24 protein-coding genes and 1 riboswitch are annotated in these 26,433 nt (G+C 73.8%); of the genes, 14 read left to right on the top strand and 10 right to left on the bottom strand.

Annotated features, from left to right (window positions below; translation table 11 throughout):
- Positions 1 to 221: 221 nt before the first annotated feature.
- The 5 genes from AB0L45_RS34330 to AB0L45_RS34310 all read left to right on the top strand — a co-directional run bounded on the left by AB0L45_RS34330 (position 222) and on the right by AB0L45_RS34310 (position 5,452).
- Positions 222 to 1,004: a lysophospholipid acyltransferase family protein gene (locus AB0L45_RS34330; RefSeq protein WP_365847088.1), complete on the top strand. Its 783-nt coding sequence runs from the start codon at positions 222 to 224 to the stop codon at positions 1,002 to 1,004.
- A gap of 106 nt (positions 1,005 to 1,110) precedes the next feature.
- On the top strand, positions 1,111 to 2,346 hold the full coding sequence (locus tag AB0L45_RS34325; RefSeq protein WP_365847171.1) for a DUF5931 domain-containing protein: 1,236 nt from the start codon (positions 1,111 to 1,113) through the stop codon (positions 2,344 to 2,346).
- Positions 2,343 to 3,014, top strand: coding sequence for a response regulator transcription factor (locus tag AB0L45_RS34320; protein WP_365847086.1), 672 nt, complete (start codon positions 2,343 to 2,345; stop codon positions 3,012 to 3,014). The genes AB0L45_RS34325 and AB0L45_RS34320 overlap by 4 nt, the downstream gene beginning before the upstream one ends.
- Before the next feature lie 232 nt (positions 3,015 to 3,246).
- Positions 3,247 to 4,275: a 6-phosphofructokinase gene (locus AB0L45_RS34315; RefSeq protein ID WP_365847084.1), complete on the top strand. Its 1,029-nt coding sequence runs from the start codon at positions 3,247 to 3,249 to the stop codon at positions 4,273 to 4,275.
- Between the two features lie 160 nt (positions 4,276 to 4,435).
- Positions 4,436 to 5,452 carry a 2-hydroxyacid dehydrogenase gene (locus AB0L45_RS34310; protein WP_365847082.1) on the top strand — a complete coding sequence of 339 codons (1,017 nt, stop codon included), beginning with the start codon at positions 4,436 to 4,438 and terminating at the stop codon, positions 5,450 to 5,452.
- Here AB0L45_RS34310 and AB0L45_RS34305 read toward each other — a convergent pair.
- Positions 5,418 to 7,358, bottom strand: a complete 1,941-nt coding sequence (locus tag AB0L45_RS34305; RefSeq protein WP_365847080.1) for an anthranilate synthase family protein — start codon at positions 7,356 to 7,358, stop codon at positions 5,418 to 5,420. The two genes, AB0L45_RS34310 and AB0L45_RS34305, sit on opposite strands and share 35 nt — an antisense overlap.
- Positions 7,359 to 7,524: 166 nt before the next feature.
- Positions 7,525 to 8,352 (bottom strand): alpha/beta fold hydrolase, encoded by an 828-nt coding sequence (locus AB0L45_RS34300; protein ID WP_365847078.1) that lies wholly within the window; start codon positions 8,350 to 8,352, stop codon positions 7,525 to 7,527.
- 138 nt (positions 8,353 to 8,490) lie between these two features.
- Between AB0L45_RS34300 and AB0L45_RS34295 the strand changes: the two genes are divergently transcribed.
- The 3 genes from AB0L45_RS34295 (at position 8,491) to AB0L45_RS34285 (ending at position 11,775) form a co-directional block, all read left to right on the top strand.
- A complete protein-coding gene (locus AB0L45_RS34295; RefSeq protein ID WP_365847076.1) occupies positions 8,491 to 9,873 on the top strand; it encodes a PLP-dependent aminotransferase family protein in 1,383 nt (460 codons plus the stop codon).
- A 105-nt stretch (positions 9,874 to 9,978) separates the two neighbouring features.
- Entirely contained in the window at positions 9,979 to 11,322 is a 1,344-nt protein-coding gene (locus tag AB0L45_RS34290) for a class II 3-deoxy-7-phosphoheptulonate synthase (RefSeq protein WP_365847169.1), read from the top strand.
- Between the two features lie 144 nt (positions 11,323 to 11,466).
- A complete protein-coding gene (locus AB0L45_RS34285) occupies positions 11,467 to 11,775 on the top strand; it encodes a (2Fe-2S)-binding protein (protein ID WP_365847074.1) in 309 nt (102 codons plus the stop codon).
- 92 nt (positions 11,776 to 11,867) lie between these two features.
- Here AB0L45_RS34285 and bfr read toward each other — a convergent pair whose 3' ends face one another.
- Positions 11,868 to 12,347, bottom strand: a complete 480-nt coding sequence (gene bfr / locus AB0L45_RS34280) for a bacterioferritin (protein WP_365847072.1) — start codon at positions 12,345 to 12,347, stop codon at positions 11,868 to 11,870.
- Between the two features lie 146 nt (positions 12,348 to 12,493).
- On the opposite strand from bfr, the gene AB0L45_RS34275 reads away from it, so the two are divergent.
- Positions 12,494 to 13,126 (top strand): sulfite oxidase-like oxidoreductase, encoded by a 633-nt coding sequence (locus tag AB0L45_RS34275; protein WP_365847070.1) that lies wholly within the window; start codon positions 12,494 to 12,496, stop codon positions 13,124 to 13,126.
- Positions 13,127 to 13,165: 39 nt separating this feature from the next.
- Here AB0L45_RS34275 and AB0L45_RS34270 read toward each other — a convergent pair whose 3' ends face one another.
- From AB0L45_RS34270 to thiO, 5 genes are all read right to left on the bottom strand, one after another.
- A complete protein-coding gene (locus tag AB0L45_RS34270) occupies positions 13,166 to 14,077 on the bottom strand; it encodes a deoxyribonuclease IV (protein ID WP_365847167.1) in 912 nt (303 codons plus the stop codon).
- A 116-nt stretch (positions 14,078 to 14,193) separates the two neighbouring features.
- Positions 14,194 to 16,182 (bottom strand): Stk1 family PASTA domain-containing Ser/Thr kinase, encoded by a 1,989-nt coding sequence (gene pknB, locus AB0L45_RS34265; protein WP_365847068.1) that lies wholly within the window; start codon positions 16,180 to 16,182, stop codon positions 14,194 to 14,196.
- Between the two features lie 199 nt (positions 16,183 to 16,381).
- Positions 16,382 to 17,176 carry a thiazole synthase gene (locus AB0L45_RS34260; protein ID WP_365847066.1) on the bottom strand — a complete coding sequence of 265 codons (795 nt, stop codon included), beginning with the start codon at positions 17,174 to 17,176 and terminating at the stop codon, positions 16,382 to 16,384.
- 10 nt (positions 17,177 to 17,186) lie between these two features.
- Positions 17,187 to 17,405: a sulfur carrier protein ThiS gene (thiS, locus tag AB0L45_RS34255; protein WP_365847064.1), complete on the bottom strand. Its 219-nt coding sequence runs from the start codon at positions 17,403 to 17,405 to the stop codon at positions 17,187 to 17,189.
- A complete protein-coding gene (gene thiO, locus AB0L45_RS34250) occupies positions 17,402 to 18,667 on the bottom strand; it encodes a glycine oxidase ThiO (protein ID WP_365847062.1) in 1,266 nt (421 codons plus the stop codon). Before thiO ends, thiS begins: the two co-directional genes overlap by 4 nt.
- Positions 18,665 to 18,780: riboswitch (TPP riboswitch) on the bottom strand. It overlaps the preceding gene by 3 nt.
- Positions 18,781 to 18,919: 139 nt before the next feature.
- On the opposite strand from thiO, the gene AB0L45_RS34245 reads away from it, so the two are divergent.
- From AB0L45_RS34245 to AB0L45_RS34225, 5 genes are all read left to right on the top strand, one after another.
- Complete coding sequence (locus AB0L45_RS34245) at positions 18,920 to 20,200, top strand: FAD-dependent oxidoreductase (RefSeq protein ID WP_365847060.1); 1,281 nt, start codon at positions 18,920 to 18,922, stop codon at positions 20,198 to 20,200.
- A 156-nt stretch (positions 20,201 to 20,356) separates the two neighbouring features.
- Positions 20,357 to 20,722 (top strand): Rv2175c family DNA-binding protein, encoded by a 366-nt coding sequence (locus AB0L45_RS34240; protein WP_365847058.1) that lies wholly within the window; start codon positions 20,357 to 20,359, stop codon positions 20,720 to 20,722.
- A 215-nt stretch (positions 20,723 to 20,937) separates the two neighbouring features.
- Positions 20,938 to 21,588: a thiamine phosphate synthase gene (gene thiE / locus AB0L45_RS34235; RefSeq protein WP_365847056.1), complete on the top strand. Its 651-nt coding sequence runs from the start codon at positions 20,938 to 20,940 to the stop codon at positions 21,586 to 21,588.
- A 122-nt stretch (positions 21,589 to 21,710) separates the two neighbouring features.
- The gene (gene metF / locus AB0L45_RS34230; protein WP_365847054.1) at positions 21,711 to 22,628 is read left to right on the top strand and encodes a methylenetetrahydrofolate reductase [NAD(P)H]; all 918 of its coding nucleotides are present in this window, start codon (positions 21,711 to 21,713) and stop codon (positions 22,626 to 22,628) included.
- Positions 22,629 to 22,680: 52 nt separating this feature from the next.
- On the top strand, positions 22,681 to 23,757 hold the full coding sequence (locus AB0L45_RS34225) for a hypothetical protein (RefSeq protein WP_365847052.1): 1,077 nt from the start codon (positions 22,681 to 22,683) through the stop codon (positions 23,755 to 23,757).
- 28 nt (positions 23,758 to 23,785) lie between these two features.
- On the opposite strand, the gene AB0L45_RS34220 is transcribed toward AB0L45_RS34225, so the two are convergent.
- Together AB0L45_RS34220 and AB0L45_RS34215 are read right to left on the bottom strand one after the other, a co-directional pair.
- Entirely contained in the window at positions 23,786 to 25,336 is a 1,551-nt protein-coding gene (locus AB0L45_RS34220; protein WP_365847050.1) for an NAD(P)/FAD-dependent oxidoreductase, read from the bottom strand.
- 55 nt (positions 25,337 to 25,391) lie between these two features.
- Complete coding sequence (locus AB0L45_RS34215) at positions 25,392 to 26,015, bottom strand: DUF4126 domain-containing protein (protein WP_365847048.1); 624 nt, start codon at positions 26,013 to 26,015, stop codon at positions 25,392 to 25,394.
- Between the last annotated feature and the right edge of the window lie 418 nt (positions 26,016 to 26,433).

Raw genomic sequence — 26,433 nt, 5'->3', positions numbered from 1 at the left:
GGAGCGGCGCCGGGCGGATAGGTCCGCATGCCCCCGCGGAGCCCGCTCGTGCGCCCCGTGCGCCGTGGCCGTGCGCTCCGTACCGGCGCCCCACCGGCGCCCCACCGGCACACCGCAGCCCACCGGGAGGGCCGGGCCGGGCCGTCCGGGGACGGGCCGCCGAGGAGAGGGGGGCGCCGGGGCAGGTTAAGGTCTTTGCGTCACACACAGGAGGCAGTGGGTTGATCTACGGCGCAATGAAGTTTTCCATCGGCGGATCGCTGAAGCTGGCTTTCCGTCCCTGGGTGGAGGGCCTGGAGAACATTCCCGCGACGGGCCCCGCGATCCTGGCGAGCAACCACCTGTCCTTCTCGGACTCCTTCTTCCTGCCCGCGGTGCTCGACCGGAAGGTGACCTTCATCGCCAAGGCCGAGTACTTCACCTCGCCGGGCGTCAAGGGCAAGCTGACCGCCGCCTTCTTCAAGGGCGTGGGCCAGCTGCCGGTGGACCGCTCGGGCGCGCGGGGCGCGGGCGAGGCGGCGATCAAGAGCGGTATCGAGGTGCTGGAGCGCGGTGAGCTGTTCGGCATCTACCCGGAGGGCACCCGCTCGCCGGACGGCCGGCTCTACCGTGGCAAGCCCGGCGGCCTGGCCCGGGTGGCGCTGGCCACCGGCGCCCCGGTCATCCCCGTCGCGATGATCGACACGGAGAAGGTGCAGCCGCCCGGCAAGGTCATGCCGAAGATGATCCGGCCGGGCATCCGCATCGGCAAGCCGCTGGACTTCAGCCGGTACCACGGCATGGAGGGGGACCGCTTCATCCTGCGCTCGGTGACCGACGAGGTCATGTACGAGATCATGAAGCTGTCGGGCCAGGAGTACGTGGACATCTACGCGACCGCCGCCAAGCGGCAGATCGCGGAGGCGGCCAAGAAGAAGGCCGAGGCGGAGAAGGCGGCCAAGACGGGCAAGGGGCAGGCCGCCCCGGCCACGGAGCAGCAGAGCGGGACCGGCACCGGGGCGTAGCCGCGCCCCGGCACAGGGTGGGGGCGAGATGACAGAGGCAGAGACACGGACCGCGGCCGGCACGGCGGCGGACCGGGGCAGGCGGGGGCCGCGGCGCGCGGTCCGGATGTCCGTGGAGCTCCCGCTGTGGCGGGCGCTGACCGGCTACCGCGTCCTGACCCTGGTCTACGTCCTGGTCCTGTTCGCGTTCTCCTGCAAGAAGTACGCGCACCCGCTCGTGGCCGCCGCCTACATGACGGCGCTGACCGTGTGGATGGCCTGCACCTGGCGCCGTACGACCTCGCCGGAGCGCTGCACCCGCGCCTTCCTCATCGGCGACCTGTCCTTCGCGCTCGGCGGCATCCTGCTCACCCTGGTGGCGGACAGCCACGAGCGGATCATGGACGGCGGGCCGACGCTGCCCTCCATCTGGACGGCGGGCGCGGTGCTCGGCTTCGCGATCAAGGGCGGCTGGCGCTGGGCCGCGGTGGCCTCCGCGCTGGTCGCCGTGGTCAACCTGGTCGAGCGGCAGGAGTTCGCCCGCGACACCATCCACAACGTGGTCCTGGTGTGGGTGGCCAGCGTCGCGATCGGTTACGTGGTCGAGGTGGCCCGCGCCAGTGAGCGCACCCTCGCCCGCGCCCTGCAGATCGAGGCCGCCACCCGCGAGCGGGAGCGGCTGGCCCGCGACATCCACGACAGCGTGCTCCAGGTCCTGGCCATGGTGCAGCGGCGCGGCGCCGCGATCGGCGGCGAGGCGGCCGAGCTGGGCCGGATGGCGGGCGAGCAGGAGGTCGCGCTGCGCACGCTGGTCTCCAGCGGGCTCGTACCGCCGCCGCGCACGGTCGGCCCGGACGCCGCGGACGACCTGGTGCGCACCCCGCAGGAGGCGCTGGCCGCACCGGTGCCGTGCGCCGAGGACGGTCCCGACGCCGGGCCCTGCGACGTACGGGCCCTGCTGGCGCCGCACGCCGGCGCGCGCGTCACCTTCTCCGAGCCGGGCGCGCCCGTCGTGCTCCCGGCGGCCGCCGCCGCGGAGCTGGCGGCCGCTGTCAGTGCCGCGCTGGACAATGTGAAGGTGCACGCGGGTGCCGAGGCGCAGGCGTGGATCCTGGTGGAGGACGAGCCGGACGAGGTGGTCGTGACGGTGCGGGACGACGGTCCCGGCATCCCCGAAGGCCGCCTCGCGGACGCCGAGCGCGAGGGCCGGCTGGGGGTGGCCCTGTCGATCCGCGGCCGGCTGCGGGACCTGGGCGGCAGCGCCGACTGGATCTCGGTCCCCGGCCAGGGCACGGAAGTGGAGCTGAAAGTCCCCAAGGGCGGTGCGCCCGAGGGCCGGAATCGGGGGAGGAGCACGGCGTGAGTGAGCCGCAGGGCGTGAAGGTGATGGTGGTCGACGACCACCCGATGTGGCGGGACGCGGTCGCCCGCGACCTGGCCGAGGCCGGGTTCGAGGTGGTGGCGACGGCCGGGGACGGGCCGCAGGCGGTGCGCCGCGCGCAGGCCGCCGCGCCCGACGTCCTGGTGCTGGACCTGAACCTGCCGGGCCTGCCCGGCGTGGAGGTCTGCCGGGAGCTGGTCGGCGCCAACCCCGCGCTGCGGGTGCTGGTGCTCTCCGCCAGCGGCGAGCACGCCGACGTGCTGGAGGCCGTCAAGTCGGGCGCGACGGGCTATCTGCTCAAGTCGGCCAGTACCGAAGAGCTGTTGGACGCGGTGCGCCGTACGGCGGCCGGCGACCCGGTGTTCACGCCGGGGCTGGCCGGGCTGGTGCTGGGGGAGTACCGCCGGCTGGCGACCGAGCCCGCCCCGGCCGCCGAGGACGAGCCGGGCGCGCCGCAGCTGACCGAGCGGGAGACCGAGGTGCTGCGCCTGGTCGCCAAGGGCCTGTCGTACAAGCAGATCGCCGAGCGGCTGGTCATCTCGCACCGCACGGTCCAGAACCATGTGCAGAACACCCTGGGCAAGCTCCAGCTGCACAACCGCGTCGAACTGGTCCGGTATGCGATAGAACGCGGCCTGGACGAGGTCTGAGTCCCGGCCCGCTTCGTACCGGTGTTCCGCGGGGGGCGCCGGCCGCGTCCGCGCGATGCGCTCGTACGAGTGAACGCATCGCGTCAAGTCCCCGGCATTTCCGGGGAATTCGCTCTCCTGCCCATCCCTGGGTGACGGGCATCACCATTAGCGTGACCGGCGTCGGCACAGCACGGCCGCGCGCGGCCACCGGCGGGTGCGCGGCCCCTCACGGGATGAAGGTGAAGAAGCGATGCGGGTCGGAGTACTGACCGGCGGCGGTGACTGCCCCGGTCTCAACGCGGTCATCCGAGGCGTGGTGCGCAAGGGCGTCCAGGAGTACGGCTACGACTTCGTCGGCTTCCGGGACGGCTGGCGCGGGCCCCTGGAGGGCGACACGGTACCGCTCGACATCCCCGCCGTACGCGGCATCCTGCCCCGCGGCGGCACGGTCCTCGGCTCCTCGCGGACCAACCCTCTCCAGCAGGACGACGGCATCCGCCGGATCAAGGACACCCTCGCCAAGGAGGAGGTCGAGGCGCTGATCACGATCGGCGGCGAGGACACCCTCGGCGTCGCCGCCCGGCTCTCCGGCGAGTACGGCGTGCCCTGCGTCGGGGTGCCCAAGACCATCGACAACGACCTGTCCGCCACCGACTACACCTTCGGCTTCGACACCGCCGTCGGCGTCGCGACCGAGGCCATCGACCGGCTGCACACCACCGCCGAGTCGCACATGCGGGTCCTGGTCGTCGAGGTCATGGGCCGGCACGCGGGCTGGATCGCGCTGCACTCCGGCCTGGCCGGCGGCGCCAACGTCATCCTCATCCCCGAGCAGCGCTTCGACATCGACCAGGTCTGCGCCTGGATCGAGTCCCGCTTCAAGGTCCGCTACGCGCCGATCGTGGTGATCGCCGAGGGCGCCATGCCCAAGGACGGCCAGATGATCCTCAAGGACGGGTCGAAGGACTCCTTCGGGCACGTGCGGCTGTCGGGCGTGGGTGAGTGGCTGGCGAAGGAGATCGAGGACCGTACGGGCAAGGAGGCCCGCACGACGGTGCTCGGCCACACCCAGCGCGGCGGCACGCCCAGCGCCTTCGACCGCTGGCTGGCCACCCGTTTCGGGCTGCACGCGATCGACGCGGTGCGCGACGGGGACTACGGGAAGATGGTCGCCCTGCGCGGCACGGACATCGTCCGGGTGCCGCTGGCGGAGGCGACCGCGAAGATCAAGACCGTCGACCCGAAGCTGTACGCGGAGGCCGGGGTCTTCTTCGGCTGAGCCGACGGGCGGCGCGCGCCCGGTCCGCCCGTATGTCGCCGTACGCGGCGGACGGGCGGCCGGTCCGCGCTCCGCGCCGTATATTCGGCCCTGTCGTCGCATACGCCGCAAAGCGGGCGGCGGCGACCGGACCGGAGCAACGGCGACGTCGGGAGAGACCGTGGAGATCATCGCGTTCGGTGTGCAGGCGGACGAGCGGCCGCTGCTGGCGAAGGCCTTCGCAGGCCGCCACCAGGTCCGCTGCCTCGACGTCTTCCTCAACCGCGACACCGCCCCGATCGCCGCGGGCTACGAGGTCGTCAGCGTCAGCGTCAACGCCGACCTGTGCGCCGAGGTGATCCAGGAGCTGGCGGTGGGCGGCACGAAGATGATCGCCCAGCGCGCCACCGGCTACAACAACATCGACCTGGAGGCCGCGGCCGACCTCGGGGTGACCGTCGGCCGGGTCTCCCACTACTCGCCGTTCTCGGTGGCGGAGTTCGCCTGGGGCCTGGCCATGGCCGTCAACCGCCGGATCGTCCGGGCCGCCAACCGCACCCGCAACTTCGACTTCCGCCTCGACGGGCTGATGGGCCGCGACCTGCACGGCCGGACCGCCGGTGTGCTCGGCACCGGCAAGATCGGCGAGGCGTTCACCCGGATCGCCCACGGCTTCGGGATGAACCTGCTCGGCTGGGACATCGCCGAGAACCCCCGCTGCACCGAGCTGGGCATGAAGTACGTCGGCCAGGACCGGCTGTTCGCCGAGTCGGACCTGATCAGCCTGCACGTACCGCTGACGGAGTCCACCCGCCACCTCATCGACGCCGCCGCGCTGGCCGCCATGAAGGACGACGCGATCCTGGTCAACTCCAGCCGCGGCGGCCTCGTGGACACCGCGGCGCTCGTGGAGACCCTGAAGGCCGGCCGGCTCGCCGGGGTCGGCCTGGACGTCTACGAGGAGGAGGCCGGGCTCTTCTTCTTCGACAAGTCCCTCGAAGTCATCCACGACGACACCCTCGCCCGCCTGATGACCTTCGGGAACGTGCTGGTCACCTCGCACCAGGCGTACTTCACCGAGGACGCGGTCGGCCAGATCGTCGACGCCACCGTACGCAACGTCGAGGACTACCTGGCCGGCCGCACCAACGAGAACCTCCTCGTCACACCAGGACAGCGGCCAGCAGCTGTGCGGTGATCGCCGCCCCGTCCAGCGTCAGCACCGACTCCGGGTGGAACTGCACGCCCGCGAACCCGGGGCCGCGCAGCGCGTGCACCTCACCGGAGCCCGCGTCCCGGCTCAGCTCGACCCGGTGCATGGCCAGTTCGGCCACCGCCGCCTCGTCGCAGCGCGCCGTGAAGGTGTTGTAGAAACCGACGGTCTCCGGGCGGCCGAAGAAGTCGATCCGCTCCTGCGCGCCCTGGAACGGCACCTCCTTGCGGACGATCTCCAGGCCCAGTTCCGCGGCGATCAGCTCGTGGCCCAGGCAGACGCCGAGCAGGCCGTGCCGGTGGCCGCGGACCAGCTCCGCGGTCAGCGCGCGCAGCAGCCGCATCTTCGGATCCGCGGCGTCCGACGGGTCACCGGGGCCCGGCCCCAGGACGACCGGGCCCTCGTGGGCCGCCGCGGCCTCCCGCAGCCCCGGCTCGTCGTATCGGCGCACGGTCACCTCCAGCCCCGAGGTGCGCAGCAGGTGCGCCAGCATCGCGGTGAAGGTGTCCTCCGCGTCGATCACCAGCGCGTGGCCGGACAGCGCGGCGGCCGGCGCGCTGCTCTGCATCCGCAGCCAGAACGGCGCGAGGTCCGCGCGGCGGGCGTCGAGCGCGGCGCGCACCCGCGGGTCGTCGGCCAGCCGCGGCCGCCCGGCGGTCTCCTCGGTACGGGCGGGCGCGGCGCGCACGCCGAGCGCGGTCAGCACCCCGGCGGCCTTGGCGTGCGTCTCGGCGACCTCGGCGCGCGGGTCGGAGGAGCGTACGAGCGTGGCGCCGGCCGCCACCCGCAGCCCGCCGGCCGCGTCGATGTCCGCCGTACGGATCAGGATCGGCGAGTCCAGCGTCTGCGCGCCGCCCGCGTCCCGTCCGATCAGCGCCAGCGCCCCGGCGTAGTAGCCGCGCCCGCCCGCCTCGTGGCGTCCGATCACCCGGCAGGCGTTCTGCACCGGCGAGCCGACGACGGTCGCCGCGAACATGGTCTCCTTCAGCACCTCGCGTACGTCGAGCGAGGAGCGCCCGCGCAGCTCGTACTCCGTGTGCGCGAGGTGCGCCATCTCCTTGAGGCGCGGGCCGACCACCACACCGCCCTTGTCGCCGACGGTGCACATCATCTTCAGCTCCTCGTCGACGACCATGGACAGCTCCTCCACCTCCTTGCGGTCGTCCAGGAACGCCAGCAGGCCGTCCACGTCCGGCCCGCCCGCCGGGTAGCGGTAGGTGCCGCTGATCGGGTTCATCACGACCGTCCCGCCGGACATCCGTACGTGCACCTCGGGGCTGGCGCCGACCAGCGTGCGCACGCCCGGCCGGTGCACCACGTACGTCCAGTAGGCGCCCCGCTCACCGGCCAGCAGCCGCCGGAACAGGGCCAGCGCGTCGGCCGTGCCGAAGCCCGGGATGTCGCCCTGGAAGGTGCGCCGGATGACGAAGTTGGCGCCCTCGCCGGTGCCGATCTCGTCCTTCAGGACGCGCTCGACGATCCCGGCGTACGTGTCGTCGTCCACGTCGAAGGCGCCGCCTCGCACCGTCACCTCGTGGGCGGGCAGTTCCGCCAGCACCTCGGCCGGCGGCAGCTCGTACGCCTCCTCCGGGCGCAGCACCGCCAGCGGCGTGCCGTCGTCACGGGCGTCGAAGCCGCGCTCGCGGATCTGGCGGAACGGGATGAGCGCGAGCGCGTCGGTGACCGCGGTGCCACCGTCCGGTACGCCCTCGCCGAGCGGGATGCCGGCCAGCTCGGGCACTTCGGTCACCTCGCCGACCAGCACCTCGACGGTGTCGGCGGCGGGCCGGCCGGGCGAGCGGCGGTGCAGCAGGGCGAACGGCGGGCAGCCGGGGGAGAGCAGGCGGCGCAGGACGGCGGCGGTGCCGGCGTCGGTGGTGGGGCGAGGCATGTCGGCGGTTCCTTCCGGGTGGGGAGGAACGGCCCGTAAAACACGGAAGGCCGCCCCTCGGGCGGCCTTCGCGGTGTCAGTGGATGCGCGCGATCAGTGGGCCGCCGGATGAGCGGTCCACCACCAGTTCATGTTCATGGCCGGGTGCGCGTGCATGGCCGTCACCCTACCCGACGCGTTCCGGCAGCGCAGCCAGAAAGGCGGTCAGCGCGGCGTTGAAGGCGTCCGGCTGTTCGAGGTTGGGCAGGTGGGCGGCGTCCTCGACGACGGTCAGGTCCGCGTGCGGTATGCGGGCGCACAGGAACTCGGCGTCGGCGACCGGCGTGTACGTGTCGTCGCGGCCGACCACCACCAGGGCCGGGACGGCGAGACGGGTCAACGCCTCGGTGTAGTCGGGGCGTTCGGCGCGGCCGCGGAGCGCGGCGGCCGCGCCTTCGGGCGGCGTGCCGAGCATCATGCGCCGTACGTGCTCCGCGACGGCGGGCCGGGCGGCGACGGTGCGCGGCGAGACCATCTTGTCCAGGACCTCTTCGGTGTAGCCGCGCATGCCTTCACGCAGCAGCCGGTCGGCCATGGCGTTGCGGTCGCGGTGACCTTCGGGAGTCTCCGGCTGGGCGAAGGTGTCCGCGAGGACGAGGGCGCGCAGCCGCCCGGGGAAGCGGCGGGCGTACTCCATGGCGATCTGGCCGCCCATGGACAGGCCGCCGAGGACGATCCGGTCCGGTACGCCCAGGTGGTCCAGGAGGGCGGCGAGGTCGGCCGTGAAGGTCTCCAGGCGGGTGATGCCCGGTACGACCTGGGAGGCGCCGTAGCCGCGCAGGTCCGGTACGAGGACACGGTGTCCCGCGGCGGCCAGCGCGGCGGTCTGCGGGGCCCACATGGTGTGGTCGAAGGGGTGCCCGTGGATCAGAAGGACCGTTTCTCCTCCACCGGCCGCGCCGCCGGTGTCCTCGTACGTGATGGTGATGCCGTCGACCTCTGCTGTACGCAGCACAACTCGCCCCTGTTTGTCGGGTGTTCCGGCGGCCGGCCTGTTGACGGCTCGATGCTAGGGCGGGCATCATCTCGGTGCAATAGAAACATTGCGCTCGGTGCAATGCCGGAGCGCTCGGTACGACGGCCGGGAGGCCCCGTGGAGGACTACCAGCGCATCGCGGACGCCGTCGCGGCCGACATCGCCGCCGGGCGGCTGCGCCCCGGCGACCGGCTCGCCACCCAGCGCGCCTTCGCCCGCGCCCACGGCATCGCCAACTCCACCGCCGCCCGCGTCTACCGCGAGCTGGCCCGCCGCGGCCTGACCGTCGGCGAGGTCGGCCGCGGCACGTACGTACGCGCCGCCCAGCACGCCCCCGGACCCGCGCTCGCCGAACCCGCCGACCCGGCCCGCCGCACCCGCGTCAACCTCGAACTCAACTACCCCGAGGCCCCCGGCCAGGCCGCCCTCCTCGCCCACGCGCTGGAGCCCCTGCTCCGCCCCGACGTGCTGAGCACGGCCCTGGCCGTCGCCCCCGCCACCGGCTCCGCACCCGCCCGCGAGGCCTGCGCCGCCCTCCTGGCCCATGCGGACTTCCGCCCCGACCCCGCGGGCCTGCTGTTCGCGGGCAACGGCCGGCAGGCCATCGCCGGGGCGCTCGCCGCACTGGTGCCGCCCGGCGGCCGCCTGGGCGTCGAAGCGCTCACCTACCCCCTGGTCAAGTCCGTCGCCGCCCGCCTCGGCATCACCCTGGTACCCCTGCCGGGCGACGTGTGCGGCCTGCGCCCGGACGCCGTACGGGCGGCCCACCGCAGCGCCTCCCTGCACGCCGTCTACCTCCAGCCGACCCTGCACAACCCGCTCGGCATCACCATGCCCGCCGGGCGCCGCGCCGAGCTGGCCGAGACGCTGCGCGCCCTGGACCTGTGGGCCGTCGAGGACGCCGTCTGGTCCTTCCTGCTCGACGGCGGCCGGCAGGCCGGCCTCCCGCCGCTGGCCGCCCTGGCCCCCGAGCGCGTCCTCCTGGTCGACAGCTTCTCCAAGCGCCTGGCGCCCGGCCTGACCGCCGGCCTGGTCCTGGCGCCGCCCACGCACACCGGCCGGGTCGCCGCCGCCCTGCGCTCCGGCGGCTGGACGGCCGGCGGCTTCGCGCTGAACGCCACCGTCCGCTGGCTGCACGACGGCGTGGTGACGACGGTGGCCGAGGCCAAGCGCCAGGACGCCGCCGCCCGGCAGGCGCTGCTGCGCGAGCACCTCGCCGGCTTCCGGGTCCGGGCCGACCCGGCCTCGTACTTCGCCTGGTGGGAGCTGCCCGAGGGGTGGCGGGCCGAGACCTTCCTCGCGGCCGCCGCCCGGCACGGCATCGCCGTCACCCCGGCCGCCGCGTTCGCCGTCGGCCCGGAAGGCACGCACGGCGCCGCGCCCGCCCCGCACGCGGTCCGGGTCGCCCTCGCCGCCCCGGCCCTCGACGACCTGGCGTCCGCGCTGGAGACCCTGGCCGCCGTCGCGCACGGCGCACCTGAAGACCACGTACCGGACTGACGCCCTCCGGCGCACCGGGCGGGCCGTCGGAGTGGGACGTTCGTCTCACATCCCGGTCGGCGAGATGGACCCCTGTCCGGACCCCGTAAAGTTTGACGCGTGACCGTGAACGCTGAAATCCACGCCGGTGGCAACACCTGGCGAGACCTGCCCGCGGCGCAGCAGCCCGAATGGCCGGACCAAGAGGCTCTGCGCGATGTGATCGCCGAGCTGGAGTCCTATCCGCCGCTCGTCTTCGCCGGCGAGTGCGACCAGCTGCGCGAGCGCCTGGGAGCGGTCGCCCGGGGTGAGGCGTTCCTGCTCCAGGGCGGTGACTGCGCGGAGGCGTTCGACGCCGTCTCGGCCGAGCACATCCGCAACAAGCTCAAGACCCTGCTCCAGATGGGCGCGGTCCTCACGTACGCCGGGTCGGTCCCGGTCGTCAAGGTCGGCCGGATCGCGGGCCAGTACAGCAAGCCGCGCTCCAAGCCCACCGAGACCCGCGACGGCGTGACCCTGCCGACCTACCGCGGCGACTCCGTCAACGGCTTCGAGTTCACCGAGGCGGCCCGGATCCCGGACCCGCAGCGCCTGAAGCGGATGTACCACGCCTCCGCCGCGACGCTGAACCTCGTCCGCGCCTTCACCACCGGCGGCTACGCCGACCTGCGCCAGGTGCACGCCTGGAACCAGGACTTCGTGAAGTCCTCCCCGTCCGGGCAGCGCTACGAGGCGCTGGCGCGCGAGATCGACCGGGCGCTGAACTTCATGAACGCCTGCGGGGTGGACCCGGAGGAGTTCAAGACGGTCGAGTTCTACGCCTCCCACGAGGCGCTCGTGCTGGACTACGAGTCCGCGCTGACCCGTACGGACTCCCGCACCGGCGACCTGTACGACGTCTCGGGCCACATGGTCTGGATCGGCGAGCGCACCCGTCAACTGGACGGCGCGCACATCGAGTTCGCCTCCCGCATCCGCAACCCGATCGGCGTCAAGCTGGGCCCGACGACGACCGCCGAGGACGCGCTCACCCTCATCGAGCGCCTCGACCCGGACCGCGAGCCGGGCCGGCTGACCTTCATCACCCGCATGGGCGCGGACAAGATCCGCGACAAGCTGCCCGAGCTGGTCGAGAAGGTCACCGCCGCCGGCGCGCAGGTCGCCTGGATCTGCGACCCGATGCACGGCAACACCTTCGAGGCCGCCTCCGGCCACAAGACCCGGCGCTTCGACGACGTGCTGGACGAGGTCAAGGGCTTCTTCGAGGTGCACAAGAGCCTCGGTACGCACCCGGGCGGCATCCACGTCGAGCTGACCGGCGACGACGTCACCGAGTGCGTGGGCGGCGGCGACGAGATCTTCGTCGACGACCTGCACCAGCGCTACGAGACCGCCTGCGACCCGCGGCTCAACCGCAGCCAGTCGCTGGACCTGGCCTTCCTGGTGGCGGAGATGTACCGCGACCAGTAGGGCCGCGGGCCGCCAGGGCCGTACGGACACGCCGATGGGGCGCGGATCACAGGATTCGCGCCCCATCGGCGTTGTGAGCGGACTTTCGTCCCGGGTAAGGTAAGGGTAACCTCACCGCGGAACAGGTCGACGGAGGTGACCCGCGTGTACGTCTGCTCGTGCTTCGGCATCACGGAGCAGCAGGTCCGTGACCACGCGGACTCCGGTGCCTGCACCCCGCGCCAGATAGCCTCCGCCTGCAAGGCCGGCACCGACTGCGGCGGCTGCGTCCGCCGCATCCAGGCGCTGCTCGGCCGGGGCGCGTGCCCCCGCCGCGAACTGATCGACCAGGGCGCGCCCGAACCGCTCGGCGCCGCGGCGCCCGGCGAGGCCGCCGCGGCACCCGGCCCGTACGGCATCACGCCGCACACCGCCCCCGACACGGCCCCCGGGGCCCTGCCGGAAGCAGCCTGAAGCGACCCCGGGCACGGCGCGCCCGCACGGGGCGCGGGCCTGGAGCGCACGTACGGCCCGGCTGAAGGAACGGTTCGCTGGAGCGGACCGCCTCAGCTGTCCGGCTGCTCGATCACCTGGGCGAGGTACAGCGGCTCACCGAGCTTCTCGATCAGGTCCAGCTGTGTGTCCAGGTAGTCGATGTGGTGCTCCTCGTCGGCCAGGATCGACTCGAAGATGTTGGCCGAGGTGATGTCCCCCTTGGCCCGCATCACCTCGACGCCCCGCTTGAGGCGGTCGATGGCCTCCACCTCGATCTGCCGGTCCGCCTGGAACATCTCGGTGACCGTCTGGCCCACCCGGACGTGGAAGAGCCGCTGGTAATTGGGCAGCCCGTCGAGGAAGAGGATGCGGTCGGTGAGGGTCTCCGCGTGCTTCATCTCGTCGAACGACTCGGCTCGGGTGTACTTGGCCAGCTTGTGCCAGCCGTTGTTCTCCTGCATCTTCGCGTGCAGGAAGTACTGATTGATGGCGGTCAGCTCGGCGGTCAGCTGCTCGTTGAGGAATTCGATGACCTCGGAATCGCCCTGCATGGCAGCGGGCTCCTTCCACGCGAGTACTGGCAGGTGCCGCGCATCCTTGCACCGTCGTGAGCAGGGCGTCCAGTAAGTGCACGCTTAGTACGAGTTGCCCGAATCGCTGTCGCCCTGGTCACCGGCACCCCTGATGGTCTGACACCATGGAGACCATGGGTCAGCCCGAAAGCCGCGAAGCGGAGCATCCTCAGCTGCCTCCGGGGCAGCGACTGCAACGGGGATGGCCGGTCACGCACTACGGCCCGGTGCCGAAGTTCCGGCCCGAGCGCTGGGAATTCCGCGCTTTCGGCGCCACCGCGGACGGTGACAAGCGCTGCTGGACGCACGAGGAGTTCTCCGCGCTGCCCTATACGACCGTCGTGGCCGACATGCACTGCGTCACGAAGTTCAGCATGCTCGGCGCCGAATGGGGCGGCATCTCCACCCGTACGATCCTCGATCTCGCGCCGCCGGCCCCGGACGTCACCCATGTGATGGTGTGGGCCGAATACGGCTTCAGCTCGAACCTGAAGCTGGCCGACTTCGCCGACGCCAAGTCCCTGTTCGCCACCCACCGCTCCGGCGAACTGCTCACCGCCGAGCACGGCTTCCCGGTCCGTCTGATCGTCCCGCACCTGTACGCCTGGAAAGGCCCCAAATGGGTGCGCGGCATCGAGTACATGACAGCGGACCGCCGCGGCTTCTGGGAGGAGCGCGGCTACCACAACCTCGGTGACCCCTGGCGCGAACAGCGCTACTCCTACCAGGAGGAACCGGGGGACGGGCCGGAGCTGTAGGCACCGGCCCGCCGGGGCGGCACGGTCCGGCCCGCCGCCTCAGACGCCCGGGTTCCGCAGCTCCTTCAGGCGCGCCACGTCCGCCGCGTGGCCCTCCTTGCCGCCCGGCGTCTCGATCACCAGCGGTACGCCCAGGGTGGCCGGGTGGCGGAACAGCTCGCCGAACGGGTCAGCGCCGATGTGCCCGGTGCCGATGTTCTCGTGGCGGTCCTTGTGCGCGCCGACGACGTCCTTGGAGTCGTTGGCGTGGATCAGTTTCAGCCGCCCCTCGCCCACGGTGCCGACCAGCTCGTCCAGCAGCGCCTTCATCCCGCCGGGCGCGGCCATGTCGTGCCCGGCCGCGAAGGCGTGGCAGGTGTCCAGGCAGACGCCCAGCTTCGGGTGCCGGTCCAGCGCGTCGAAGTACGGGCCCAGGTCCTCCGCCAGCGCGCACAGCGAGGCGCCCTGACCCGCCGTCGGCTCCAGCAGCAGCCACGGGTCGTCGTCGTGCGTCAGCTCCTCCAGCAGCGGGCGCACCCGCTCGCGTACCTGCGCCAGGGCCTCCGAACGGGGCCGCCCGCCGGTCGCCGAACCGGTGTGCACCACCACGCCCCGCGCGCCGATCGCCCGGCCGCGCAGCAGCGAGTGGCGCAGCGAGACGACGGACTTCTCGACCGTCTCCGCGGTGTGCGAGCCGAAATTGATCAGGTAGGGGGCGTGCACGTACGCCGGAAGGGACTCCCGCTCGCACGCCTCCCGGAACGCCTCGTCCTGCTGCGGGCTGCCGGGCGGCGTGGCCCAGCCGCGCGGATTGGCGACGAAGACCTGCACGGCCTCGCCGCCGATGTCACGGGCGTACGGGACACCCACCTTGGCCAGGCCGCCGGCCACCGGCACGTGGCTGCCGACCGGGTTGCGGTCACGGGCGGCCTGTGCGGAGACGTCCGGGGTGTTCTGCGGGGAGTCCCGCAAGGTGTCCTGCGGGGAAGAGGAGATGCTCACCCGTCAAGGGTGCCAGGTGCGGGGCGCCCGCTCCGGCGCGCGGGCGGGCGTCCTTGCTCACAGCGCGCCCGGCGCGCCCCCGGATCTCACAGCATGCTCTCCAGCCGGATCGTGATCCTGCTGCCCTTCGCCGCCTGCTCACCGCCCGCGACCGACTGGCTCGCCACCTTGTCCTTCGGGAACAGGAACGGCTTCTTGACCTCGACCTCGAAGCCCGCGCCGGACAGTGCCCGCTTCGCGTCCGCGGTGTTCTTGCCCGTCACGTCCGGCACGGTGACCATCTCGGGGCCCTCGGAGAGGGTGAGCGTCACGGTGTCACCCCGGCCCAGCTTGCTGCCCTGCCCCGGCGTCTGCCGGGCGACCTTGCCCTTGTCCTGCGGGGAGTGCACCGTCCGGTCCGCGATCTTCACCTCGAAGCCCGCACCGCGCAGCGTGGCCTCCGCGTCCGCCCGGTCCCGGCCGGTCACGTCCGGGACGTCGACCTCCGCCCCACGGCTGACCGTCAGCGCCACGGCGGTCTCCGGGCGGCGCTTGCTGCCCGCCGCCGGGTCGGTGCTGATCACCGACCCCTTGGCGACCTCGTCGGAGAACTCCTTGTGCACCGTGCCGACGGTCAGCCCCAGGTCGCGCAGCCTGCGCTTGGCGTCGGCGACCGGGGTGCCCGCCAGGTCGGGCACCTGGACGATCTCGGGGCCCTTGGACAGGGTGATGGTGACCGTGCCCGTACCGCGGATGCGCTCGCCGTTCTCCGGGTCGGTGGCCATGACGTGGCCGCGCTCCACGTTCGGGCTGAAGGCCCGCTTCACCTTCACGCCCAGGCCCTCGGCGCGCAGCGTCTGCTCCGCCTTCGCCTGGGTCATGTCCAGTACGGCCGGGACGGTGGTGAACTGCCCGGAGTTGATGTACCAGACGCCCGCGCCCACCGCCAGCACGAGCAGGACGGCGGCGACCACCGAGACCGTCTTGCGCCGGGCCCGCAGCAGCCCGGCCCACGCCCCCGGGCGCGCGGTGCCGGCCGCCGGGCGCAGCCGGGTGGTCGGCTCGGCCGCCGACGCCGGGTCCGGCGGCGGGGTCTCCAGCCTGCTGGTGTGGTGCAGCGGCTCCTCCAGGGGCAGTGGCGGCTGCACGGCGACCCGCGGCAGCACGCTCGTACGGTCCTCGGAGCCCGCCTCCGGCCCGCCCGCCGGCGCCTCGCCGGCCTGCGGCGGCACCGCGTCGAGCTGCGCGTCGGTCAGCTCGGCCCGCACCGCGCGGGTCTGCGCGAGCAGCGTCACCGCGTCCTGCGGGCGCAGCTCGGGGCGGCGCGCGGTGGCCGCGGCGACCAGGTCGTCGAGCTGCGGCGCCAGCTCGGGCGCGTACGTGGAAGGGGCCGGCACGTCCTCGTTCAGGTGCTGGTAGAGCACCTGGGCCGCGTTGGCGCCGGTGTGCGGCTTGCCGCCGGTCAGCATCTCGAACAGCACCACGCCGCAGGCGTAGACGTCCGCGGGCGGCCCGGCCGTACCGTCCTCGATCTGCTCGGGCGCCAGGTAGGACACCGTACCCAGGACCGAGCCGGTCGAGGCGGTGGTGCTGGTGCCCACGGTCCGTACCAGGCCGAAGTCGGCGACCTTGACCCGGCCGTCGTCGCCGATCAGAACGTTCTCCGGCTTCATGTCGCGGTGCACCAGCCCGGCCCGGTGGGCGGCGCCCAGCGCCGCCAGGATCGGCTCCACGATGTCCAGCGCGGCCCGCGGCTGGAGGGCGCCGCGCTCCCGCAGCACGTCGCGCAGCGTGCACCCGGCGACGTACTCCATCGCCAGGTACACGTACGTGCCGTCGGTGCCCTGGTCGTACATGCCCACCACATTGGGGTGGTCGAGCCGGGCGGCGGACTTGGCCTCGCGGATGAAGCGGTCGACGAACGCGGCGTCGGCCGCCAGCGACGGGTGCATCACCTTCAGGGCGAGCACCCGGTCCAGCCGGGTGTCCATGGCCCGGTAGACCGTGGCCATGCCGCCGGCGGCGACGCGCGCCTGCACCTGGTAGCGGCCGTCGAGCAACTGCCCGACCAGGGGGTCCTGAAGGGTCGTATCCACGGCAGACGAGTCTACGAGCCGCCGCGGCGGTGCCGGACGCCCTGCCCGTGAAGCACAGGCCATTGCATCCGAACAGTGACAGGGGCGCCCGTCGGACGGCCCCGGATGTGCGGGATGCCCCTTTCGCGAGGGGGAGTGCCGTGTACGCGGGGCGCCACGGGGCGGGCGGCGGCCGCTCCGGGGCGCCGCCCGCCGCGCCTCAGAAGGCCGGGCGCTCCGGGTCCAGAGTGGCGATGCCCTCCGTGGGCGAGGAGGCCTCCGCGTAGTGGCGGCGCGGTATCCGCCCCGCCCGGTAGGCCAGCCGGCCGCCCTCGACCGCGTGCCGCATCGCCTCCGCCATCAGGACGGGCTCCTGCGCACGGGTCACCGCCGACGCCAGCATCACCGCGGCACAGCCCAGCTCCATGGCCAGGGCGGCGTCGGAGGCGGTGCCCGCGCCCGCGTCCAGGATCACCGGAACCCCGGCCCGCTCGGTGATCAGCTGGAAGTTGTGCGGATTGCGGATGCCCAGCCCGGAGCCGATGGGGGAGCCCAGCGGCATGATCGCGGCGCAGCCCACGTCCTCCAGCTTGCGGGCCAGCACCGGGTCGTCGCTGGTGTACGGCAGGACCGTGAACCCGTCGTCGACCAGGGTCTCCGCGGCGTCCAGCAGCTCGACCGGGTCGGGCAGCAGCGTGCGCTCGTCCGCGACCACCTCCAGCTTGACCCAGTCGGTGCCCAGCGCCTCACGGGCCAGCCGGGCGGTCAGGACCGCCTCGCCCGCGGTGAAGCAGCCGGCGGTGTTCGGCAGCACCCGGATGCCGTGCCGTTCCAGTACGGACAGCACCGAGCCCTGCACGGTCGGGTCCAGGCGGCGCATGGCGACCGTCGTCAGCTCCGTACCGGAGGCGAGCAGCGCCCGCTCCAGGACGTCGAGGCTGGGCGCCCCGCCCGTACCCATGATCAGCCGGGAGTCGAAAGTGGTGTCGGCGATGGTGAGGAGATCGTCGGCCATGACGTACGGATCAGCCTCCCTGGACTGCGGTGAGGACCTCGACGCGGTCGCCGTCGCCGAGTGCGGTGGCGGGCCACTGGCCGCGCGGCACCACGGCCTCGTTGACGGCGGCGGCCACGCCGGCGGGCGCCGTGGTCAGACCGGCGACGAGCCGGTCCAGGGTGAGCCCGCCGGGAAACTCCCGGGGCTCGCCGTTCACGGAGACGGTGATGGGGGTGGTGACGGTCATACGGGCTGCTCCTGGGAGGCGGGGGCGGGCGTGGGGCGGCCCTGGCCGTGGGCGGGCGCGGAGCCGTGGGCGGTGCCGGGCGGCGGCGCCGCGAAGCGGTCCGGGGAGAACGCCCGGGCCTCCTCCGGCAGCGGGCCGCCGGTCAGTACCGCCGCCATCACGTCGCCCGTGACGGGCGTCAGCAGCACCCCGTTGCGGTGGTGGCCGGTCGCCACCAGCAGGCCGGGCAGCGCGGTCGGGCCGAGCAGCGGCGCGTTGTCGGGCGAGCCGGGGCGCAGCCCGGCGCGGGTCTCGACCAGGGGGAGTTCGGTGATGCCGGGGACCAGTTCGTGGGCGTCGCGCAGCAGTTCGTAGACCCCGCCCGCGGTGACCGTGGTGTCCCAGCCCAGTTCCTCGCTGGTGGCGCCGACGACCAGCTCGCCGTTCTCGCGCGGCACGAGGTAGAGCGGGCCGCCACGTACCACGGCCCGTACGGTGCGGGACAGGAACGGTACGCCGCCGGGCAGGCCGTCCGGCATCCGCAGCCGCAGCACCTGGCCCTTGACCGGGCGCACCGGCGGCAGCACGTCCTCCGGGACGCCCGCCAGCCGCCCGCTCCGGCTGCCCGCCGCGAGCACGACCTGACCGGCCGCGATCCGCTCCCCGCCGGCCAGTTCGACGCCGGTGGCGCGGCCCCGCCCGACGGTCAGCCGCTCGGCAGCGGCGCGGTGGAAGACCACCCCCGCCCGCTCGCAGGCGGCGAGCAGCGCGGCGGCCAGCCGGCGCGGGTCGACCTGGTGGTCGCCGTCCACCCGCAGCCCGCCGCGCACGCCCGGCGCGAGCATCGGCTCCAGGCGCCGGCACTCGCGCCCGGTCAGCCACTCCGATTCCAGGCCGCTGCGGCGCTGGAGGGCGTGCAGGTCGCGCAGGTGGGCGCGGTCGTCGGCGTCCAGCGCGACGGCCAGGGTGCCGCACCGGCGGTAACCGAGGTCCAGGCCGCTCGCCTCCGTCAGCTCGGCGGCGAAGCCGGGATAACGGCGCGCGGAGGCGAGATTGAGGCCGAGCAGCGTCTGCTCGCCGTAGTGCAGCTCGGTGACGGCGGCCAGCATCCCGGCTGCGACCTGGGCGGCGCCGCCGCCGGGAGCCGGGTCGGCGACGGCGGTACGCAGCCCGCGCTGGGCCGCCCGCCAGGCGGTGACCAGACCGATGACGCCACCCCCGATGACGAGGACGTCCGGCACGTCCACGGGGGTGGGTACGGGGTGGTGTGCAGGTGGATGCATGGGCGTCCAGCCCCTCCCTTCGCCGGCATGACCCGGATCAGGTTCGTACGGTCGGAGGCCGCCGCAGCCTCCCTCTCAGCCCGGTCGCGTCCGGGCTCCCGCGTGTGCGTTCACCGCAACCCTAGTACGGGCCGCCGACGCCCCGTAAGGGAGCGCGGGGCCGCCGCCGCGGGTGACGGACCGTGACGTTGTGTCATAGATCTCGTCGCGCGGTGCTGCGGGTCGCGAGACACACCGTCTTACAGTGATCGGGTGAGCGAGCAGACCCAGTCCCAGGACCCTGACCGCGCGCGCCAGGACCGCGAAACCGCCGGGCGGGCCGCCGAGCGGACCCGGCGCGCCGTCGTCGTCGGCGCCGGCCTGGCCGGTGTGCAGACCGCCGTCGCCCTGCGCGAACAGGGCTGGCGCGGCGAGATCACGGTGCTCGGCGAGGAGCCGCACCGGCCGTACGACCGCCCGCCGCTGTCCAAGGCCGTACTGCTCGGCAAGGCCGACGGGTCCGCCTTCGACGTGGACTTCGAGGCGCTCGGCATCGACCTGCTCCTGGGCCGGCGCGCCATAGGGCTCGCGGCCGCCTCGCGGGTGCTGGAGACCGACGCCGGACCGCTGCCGTACGACCACCTGGTGATCGCCACCGGCGCCGAGCCGGTCACCCTGCCCGGCTGCGACGGCCTGCCGGACGTGCACGTGCTGCGCACCCTCGACGACGCCGAGCGGCTGCGGCCGGTACTGGCCGGGCAGCGCGAGGTGGTGGTCGTCGGCGCGGGCTGGATCGGCGCGGAGTTCACCACCGCGGCGCGCGAGGCGGGCTGCCGGGTGACGGTCGTCGAGGCCGCCGGCCGGCCGCTGGCCGGCGCACTGCCCGCCGAGGTCGCCGCTCCGATGGCCGCCTGGTACGAGGACTGCGGCGCCCGGCTGCGGACCGGTGCGCGGGTCGCCGCCGTCACCGAGGACGCGGTGACGCTCACCGACGGCACGACGCTCACCGCCGACGCGGTCGTGGTCGGCATCGGCGCCCGGCCCGCTACCTCCTGGCTGGCCGGCTCCGGCGTCGAGCTGTCGCCCGAGGACCGCTCCGTCCTGGCCGACGAGCGGCTGCGCACCTCGCTGCCCGACGTGTACGCGGTCGGCGACTGCGCCTCCTTCCCGTCCGCCCGCTACGGCAGCCGCCTCCTGGTCCACCACTGGGACAACGCCCTGCACGGGCCGCGCACGGTCGCCGCCACCATCGTCCGCGGCGCGGCGGAGGGGCCGGTCTACGACCCGGTCCCGTACTTCTGGTCCGAGCAGTTCGGCCGCTTCGTGCAGTACGCCGGGCACCACGCCGGGGCGGACGAGACGGTGTGGCGCGGCGACCCGCAGAGCGCGGCCTGGTCGGTGATCTGGCTGCGCGAGGGCGTGCTGGTCGCGCTGCTGGCGGTCGGCCGGCCCCGTGACCTGGCCCAGGGGCGCAAGCTCATCGAGCGGGGCGCGGTGCTGGACCGGCGGATGGCGGCGGACGCGTCCGTACCGCTGAAGTCGGCGGCGGTCTGAGGCGGTCCGAGGCGGTCTGAGACGGTCCGAGGGGGCGGCCGGGGTGGTCCGGGGCCCTGGCCGGCGGTCTGTCGCGCGGTGCGTTCGGGTGCCGTGGGCTGCGCCGATGGTGAGGCCCCGCTACCGGCTGTCAGTGCGAGGTGGCAGGCTTGTCCCGTGACCGAGATTGACGCAAAGATCGATGGACTCGTTCCCGCCTGGCTCACCCTCCCCGACATCGCCGAGATGATGGGCGTCGAGGTGACGCGTGTGCGGCAGCTGGTGAAGGAGGGCCAGCTGATCGCGGTGCGCCGTGGCGAGAACCGTGCCCTGCATGTGCCGGCCGACTTCATCAAGGACGGCAAGGTCGTCAAGGGCCTCGTCGGGACGCTCACGCTCCTCCGGGACGACGGCTTCGCCGACGAGGAGATGCTGGAGTGGCTCTTCACCGCCGACGAGACGCTGCCCGGCACCCCCGCCCAGGCCCTGCGTGAGAACCGCGGTACGGAGGTGAAGCGCCGGGCACAGGCGCTCGCCGTGTAGCACCGCCCGAAGCGGCTGCGGGCCGGTCCGTTCACGGCACGTCCGTACGCGATGCGCCCGTACGCGGCGGATGCGTACGCGGCAGGTCCGTGCGCGGCACGTCCGCAGCCGTATCGCCGTCGCGCCCGCACCCGCGGCCGCGACCGTCCACGCACCACTGGCGTACGGGCCGGAAGGCCCGGCCCGTACGCCGCAGACCTGGGGGGATCCGCCCGATGACCACCGCACGCCACGCCCTGTCCGACGCCCGGCTCTACCTGTGCACGGACGCCCGCAAGCGCCAGGGCGACCTCGCGCAGTTCCTGGACGCGGTGCTCACCTCGGGCGTGGACGTCGTGCAGCTGCGCGACAAGGGCATGGAGGCCGCCGAGGAGCTGGCCCACCTGGAGGTCTTCGCGGACGCCTGCCGCCGGCACGGCAAGCTGCTCGCGGTCAACGACCGCGCCGACGTCGCCCACGCCATCGGGTCGGACGTGCTGCACCTGGGCCAGGGCGACCTGCCGGTGCCCGCCGCCCGCGCCGTCCTCGGCGACGAGGTGCTGATCGGCCGTTCCACCCATGCCGAGGCGGAGGTGGACGCCGCGCTGGCCGAGCCCGGCGTGGACTACTTCTGCACGGGCCCCTGCTGGCCCACCCCGACCAAGCCGGGCCGCCACGCCCCCGGCCTCGACCTGGTCCGCTACGCGGCCGCGCGCCGGCCCGAGCGCCCCTGGTTCGCGATCGGCGGGATCGACGCGGCCAACCTGGACCAGGTGCTGGAAGCGGGCGCCCGACGGGTGGTCGTCGTCCGGGCGATCACCGAGGCCGAGGACCCGGGGGCCGCGGCCGCCGGGCTGGCGAAGCGGGTGCGCGCCTACGGGGCCTGAGCGGCGGGCTGTCTGAAGGCCGGATGGCCGGCCGGTGTCCAAGGTGTGGACCGGAATGCGGCTATCCGGGCATTTCGCCGGAGCTGGTTGGTGTGCGGGGAGCCGGTGGATAATCTGCACGTATGGCCCTAGGCACAGCTTCCACCAGGACTGATCGCGCACGGACCGTGCGTGACCTGCTCGCTTCCGGCAAGCAGTCGTACTCGTTCGAGTTCGCCGCCCCGAAGACGGAGAAGGGCGAGCGGACGTTGTGGAACGCCATTCGCCGGATCGAGGCGGTCGCGCCGACCTTCGTCTCCGTGACGTACGGAGCGGGCGGCACCTCCCGCGAGGGCACGGTGCGCGCGACCGAGCGGATCGCCACCGACACCACCCTCACCCCGGTCGCCCACCTCACCGCCGTCAACCACTCCCTGGCCGACCTGCGCAACATCATCGGGCAGTACGCCGACGCGGGCATCCGCAACATGCTCGCGCTGCGCGGCGACCCGCCCGGCGACCCGATGGGCGACTGGGTCCAGCACCCCGAAGGCGTCCTGTACGCCGCCGAACTGGTCCGGCTCATCAAGGAGTCGGGCGACTTCTGCGTCGGCGTGGCGGCCTTCCCGGAGATGCACCCGCGCTCCACGGACTGGGACACCGACGTACGGCACTTCGTCGACAAGTGCCGGGCCGGCGCGGACTTCGCGATCACCCAGATGTTCTTCTACGCCGAGGACTACCTGCGGCTGCGCGACCGGGTCGCGGCGGCGGGTTGCGAGACGCCCATCATCCCGGAGATCATGCCGGTCACCAACGTCCGCCAGATCGAACGGTTCGCGCAGCTCAGCAATGCCGCCTTCCCGCCCGAGCTGGCCGAGCGCATCCTCGCCGTCAAGGACGATCCGGCGGCTGTACGCTCCATTGGCATCGAGTACGCGACGCAGCTGTGCGCGCGCTTGATGGCCGAGGGAAGTCCCGGGTTGCACTTCATTACCCTGAACCACTCCACGGCGACGCTGGAAATCTACGAGAATCTGGGTCTGCACCAGCAGTCCTGACGGCGGTTTGCCGCACCACGGCGGCCCGTGGTGCGGCGGAAGAGGGGCGTACATGGGCTGGGTGGTCCTCTACATCGCATTCGGCTGTGTCGCGCTCTGGCTCCTCGGGGAAGTGCTGCTGCAGTACAAGGCCCGGCTGCGGTGGCGGCTGCTGGCCTTCACCGGCTTCCTCGGGGTGGTCGTCGGTGTCGTCATCCCGTCCGTGATCGTCATAGCGGTGGGCGCCATCGCCTTCGCCGTCGGGCAGACCTACGTCACGCTCTCCTTCCGCAGCGGCTTCTCCGAGGGCTGGGCCCTGCGCGGCAAGCGCGGTGACGGCGGCAAGCGCGGTGACAACCGGCGGCGCCGGGCGCGGGGAGGTGGCAGGGCGGCGGCTGCCGGGCCGACCCTCCAGGTCTCCGGCGTGGAGGCGGTCCCGGCCGCGGAGGGCGCGGGCGGGGGAGCGGACGGCGGCACGCCGGCGGCCGGTACGGCCGCGTACGACGGGACGGACCCCTTCGCCCAGCAGAACGGCTTCCCCGGCTCTCCGGGCGGCGACGCGCCGGCATCGCAGGGATCGCAGGGTTCCTACGACGGTTACGGGGGCGAGGGGCCGGCCGAGGTGTACGCCCCGCAGCCGATCCCCGAGGAGACCGGCCAGTACGGCATATACAGCTCCGACGCGCGCTCGCAGCAGCCCGGTTACGCCGCGTACGACGGGTACGGCACGTACGGGCAGGACGCTTACGGATACGACGGTGGTTACGGCGCCGCCGCCCAGAGCGGGCAGGACGCTCACTCCGACCACTACAGGGCTTACGGCGCGGACCCGGGACAGGGGCAGCACCAGGGCGGACAGGTGCCCTACTCCGACCCGTACGCCGGCCACCAGCAGTACGCCGGGCCGTACGGCCCGTACGACCAGCCCGACGCCTTCGGGGGCACCCAGGCCTACCCGGCGCAGCAGTACACCGGCGCGCAGGACCCGTCACAGGGCCAGGCGCAGCCCTCCTACGGCGACACTCCGCCCGGCGGGGTGTGGGTTCCCCAGCAGCGTGGCAACGGGCCCGCCGCCGACCAGCAGGAGCCCTACCCGCCCTACCAGCCCCCGCAGAACCAGGGCTACGACGGGCAGCACTACCGCTACTGAACGGACGGGCCGTCAGCTCACGGCCGGCTCACTCCGAGCCGCGCCAGCCGTCCCCGTTGACGATCAGACCCGCGACGAGGGCGCCCGACATCCCGGCGTGCGCCAGCCCGCCGCCCGGATGCGTCCAGCCGCCGACCGCGTACAGACCCGGTATGCGGGTGCGGTTGCCGGGGCGCAGGAAGCGGCCCCCGGCACCGGCCAGCGCCGGACCCGGCACCGACGCGCCCTCGGCGGGCGGCAGCACGGCGCGCCACAGCACCCGGTCCCGCAGCCCCGGTATCGCCGCCTCGGCGGCCGTCACCAGCCGGTCGGCGGCTGCCGCCTGCGCGGCCGTCTCCTCGCCGGGCCCGCCGGCCCCGTCGAGCGCCGCGCCGGACGGCAGGGCCAGCTCTCCGTACGGTGCGACCGCGGCGCTCAGCGTGACGGCCTCGTGCGCGTCGTCGGGCCGGGACGCCGGATCGTCCGGGCGCAGCACCGTCACCGTCGGGCGGTCGCACAGCGCACCCGGGCCCGCCCCGAAGAGCGTGGCCAGCTCCGCCGCCCGGTCGGCCGCGTGGACCACCGTGCGGTGGACCGCGTCCGCCGGGCGGGGGCCGCGCAGCGCCAGGGCGACCGTGAACCGTCCCGGTGTCCGGCGGTCCGCGTCGGCGTCGGGCCGTACATCGTCCGCGCCCCACGGCTCCGCGCCCTTCAGCAGCGCCGCCAGCCGGCCGGGAGCCACCCCCGCGACGACCGTGTCCGCCTCGGCACACCCGCCGTCGCGCAGCTCCACGCCCGCCGCCCGGCCGTCCGCCTCCACGACGCGCGTCACCTCGGCGCCGAAGGTGAACTCCACCTTGCGCGCCAGACAGCGTTCGTACAGCGCGTCGGCCAGCGCCCGGATGCCGCCGCGCGGATACCAACTTCCGAACGTCTGCTCCATGTACGGCAGGACGGCGGCGCTCGCCGGGACGGTGCGCGGATCGAAGCCGTACGCCAGGGCGTAGCTCTCCAGGAGGGCGGCCAGCCGGGGGTCCTTCAGCTCGTGCGCGGCGACCTCGGCGAGGGAGGCGTCCGCCACCGGCTTGCGGCGCCCGAACAGCCCGCGCCGGGGCAACGCCGGGTACGGGTCGCGCCCGAGCACCTGCCAGTCGGGCCACAGCGGCTCTTCCAGCAGCGGGCGGCGCGTACGGTCCCAGGCGTCGCGGGCGCGGCCCAGGAAGGCGCTCCAGCGCTCACCGGCGCCCGCGCCCAGCGCGTCGTCCAGGGCCGCGAGGACACCGGCCCGCGACGCGTTCGGCAAGGAGACGACCGTGCCGTCGGCGAAGACGTGGCGGGCGGCCGGGTCGACCTGGGACAGCTCGACGACGCTCTCCAGCGGCTCGCGGCCGGTCTTGACGAACAGGTCGCGGTAGACGGCGGGCAGATGCAGCAGTCCGGGGCCGGTGTCGAAGCCGAAGCCCGCGCGCTCGAAACGGCGCACCGCGCCGCCGTACGTCGCCTCACGTTCGTACACCGCCACCCGGTGGCCCGCGACGGCCAGCCGGGCGGCGGCCGCCATCGCGCCCATCCCGGCGCCGATCACCGCAATCCGTGCCATGCCTGCGACTTTATCCGGCACCACTGACAGCGCCGCTCAGGGCCCGTTCCCCGCCTCAGCCCACCGGCGCGGAGCCCCCGCGCGCCGCCGCCGGCTGCCGCCGTTCCTCCCGCCGCTGCCGCCTGCGCCGCAGGAAGCGCCGTACCCGTGACCACAGGAACGCCACCAGCAGGATGCCGGCGACCAGCAGCACACCGGCGACGACCGCCGCGGCCACCGGGTGGAACACCGCGAAGACGACGATGCCCGCGACCCCGAGGTCCTCCAGGGTGCTCAGCACGAAGTTGCTGGCGGGTTCGGGCGAGGTGTTCACCGCCATCCGCGTACCCGCCTTGACCAGGTGGCTGACCAGCGCGCTGGTGCCGCCCACCGCGCCCGCCGCCAGCTGCGGCAGCGACCCGTCGTGGCCCGCCAGCAGCGCCGCCACGACCCCGCCGGAGACCGGCCGGACCACCGTGTGCACGGCGTCCCAGACCGTGTCCACGTACGGGATCTTGTCGGCGACCGCCTCGCACAGGAAGAGCACCCCCGCGACGATCAGCACGTCGGTGCGCTGCAACGAGGCGGGCACCTCGTCGGCGGCCCCGGTGGCACCGAGCACGCCGAGGAGCAGGACGACGGCATAGGCGTTGATTCCGCTGGCCCAGCCGCTGGTGAAGACAAGGGGGAGTACCGACACGCAGGAGATCGTAACCAGCCGCTGCGCGCCGGTGCTCAGGTTTGAGTATCCGTACTCAGTCGCCGAGATGAGTAGGTACGCGGATGGGCCGCGACCTGCGCGGACGGAAGAGTGTGCAGCACGGAAGGGACGCCGGGCCGGCACCGCCGACACGGGGCGGCGGAACGGCACGGCAGCCCGGACGTGACGGGGGAGCACGGGGGAAGCAAGGGGGCTCCACGGGGGAAAGCACGGGGGTACGGGGCCCCACGGGGGAGGCGCTGTCCTGGACGGATCGCCGGGGGAACGATCCGGTCCGGGGCAGCGCGCCTGGTACGGACAGCGGCGGGGGGGGGGGGGGGCGGGGGCCCGCCCCCCCGCCGGGGGGGGCCGCGGGGCGCGGGGCGGCCCGGGCCCGCCGGCCCCCCCCCCCCCCCCC

Source organism: Streptomyces sp. NPDC052496 (assembly GCF_040679095.1).
In the GTDB taxonomy this organism is placed as follows: Bacteria; Actinomycetota; Actinomycetes; order Streptomycetales; family Streptomycetaceae; genus Streptomyces.
Note: the sequence above shows the minus strand (reverse complement) of the source record. Positions and strands in the feature narration are given on the sequence as shown.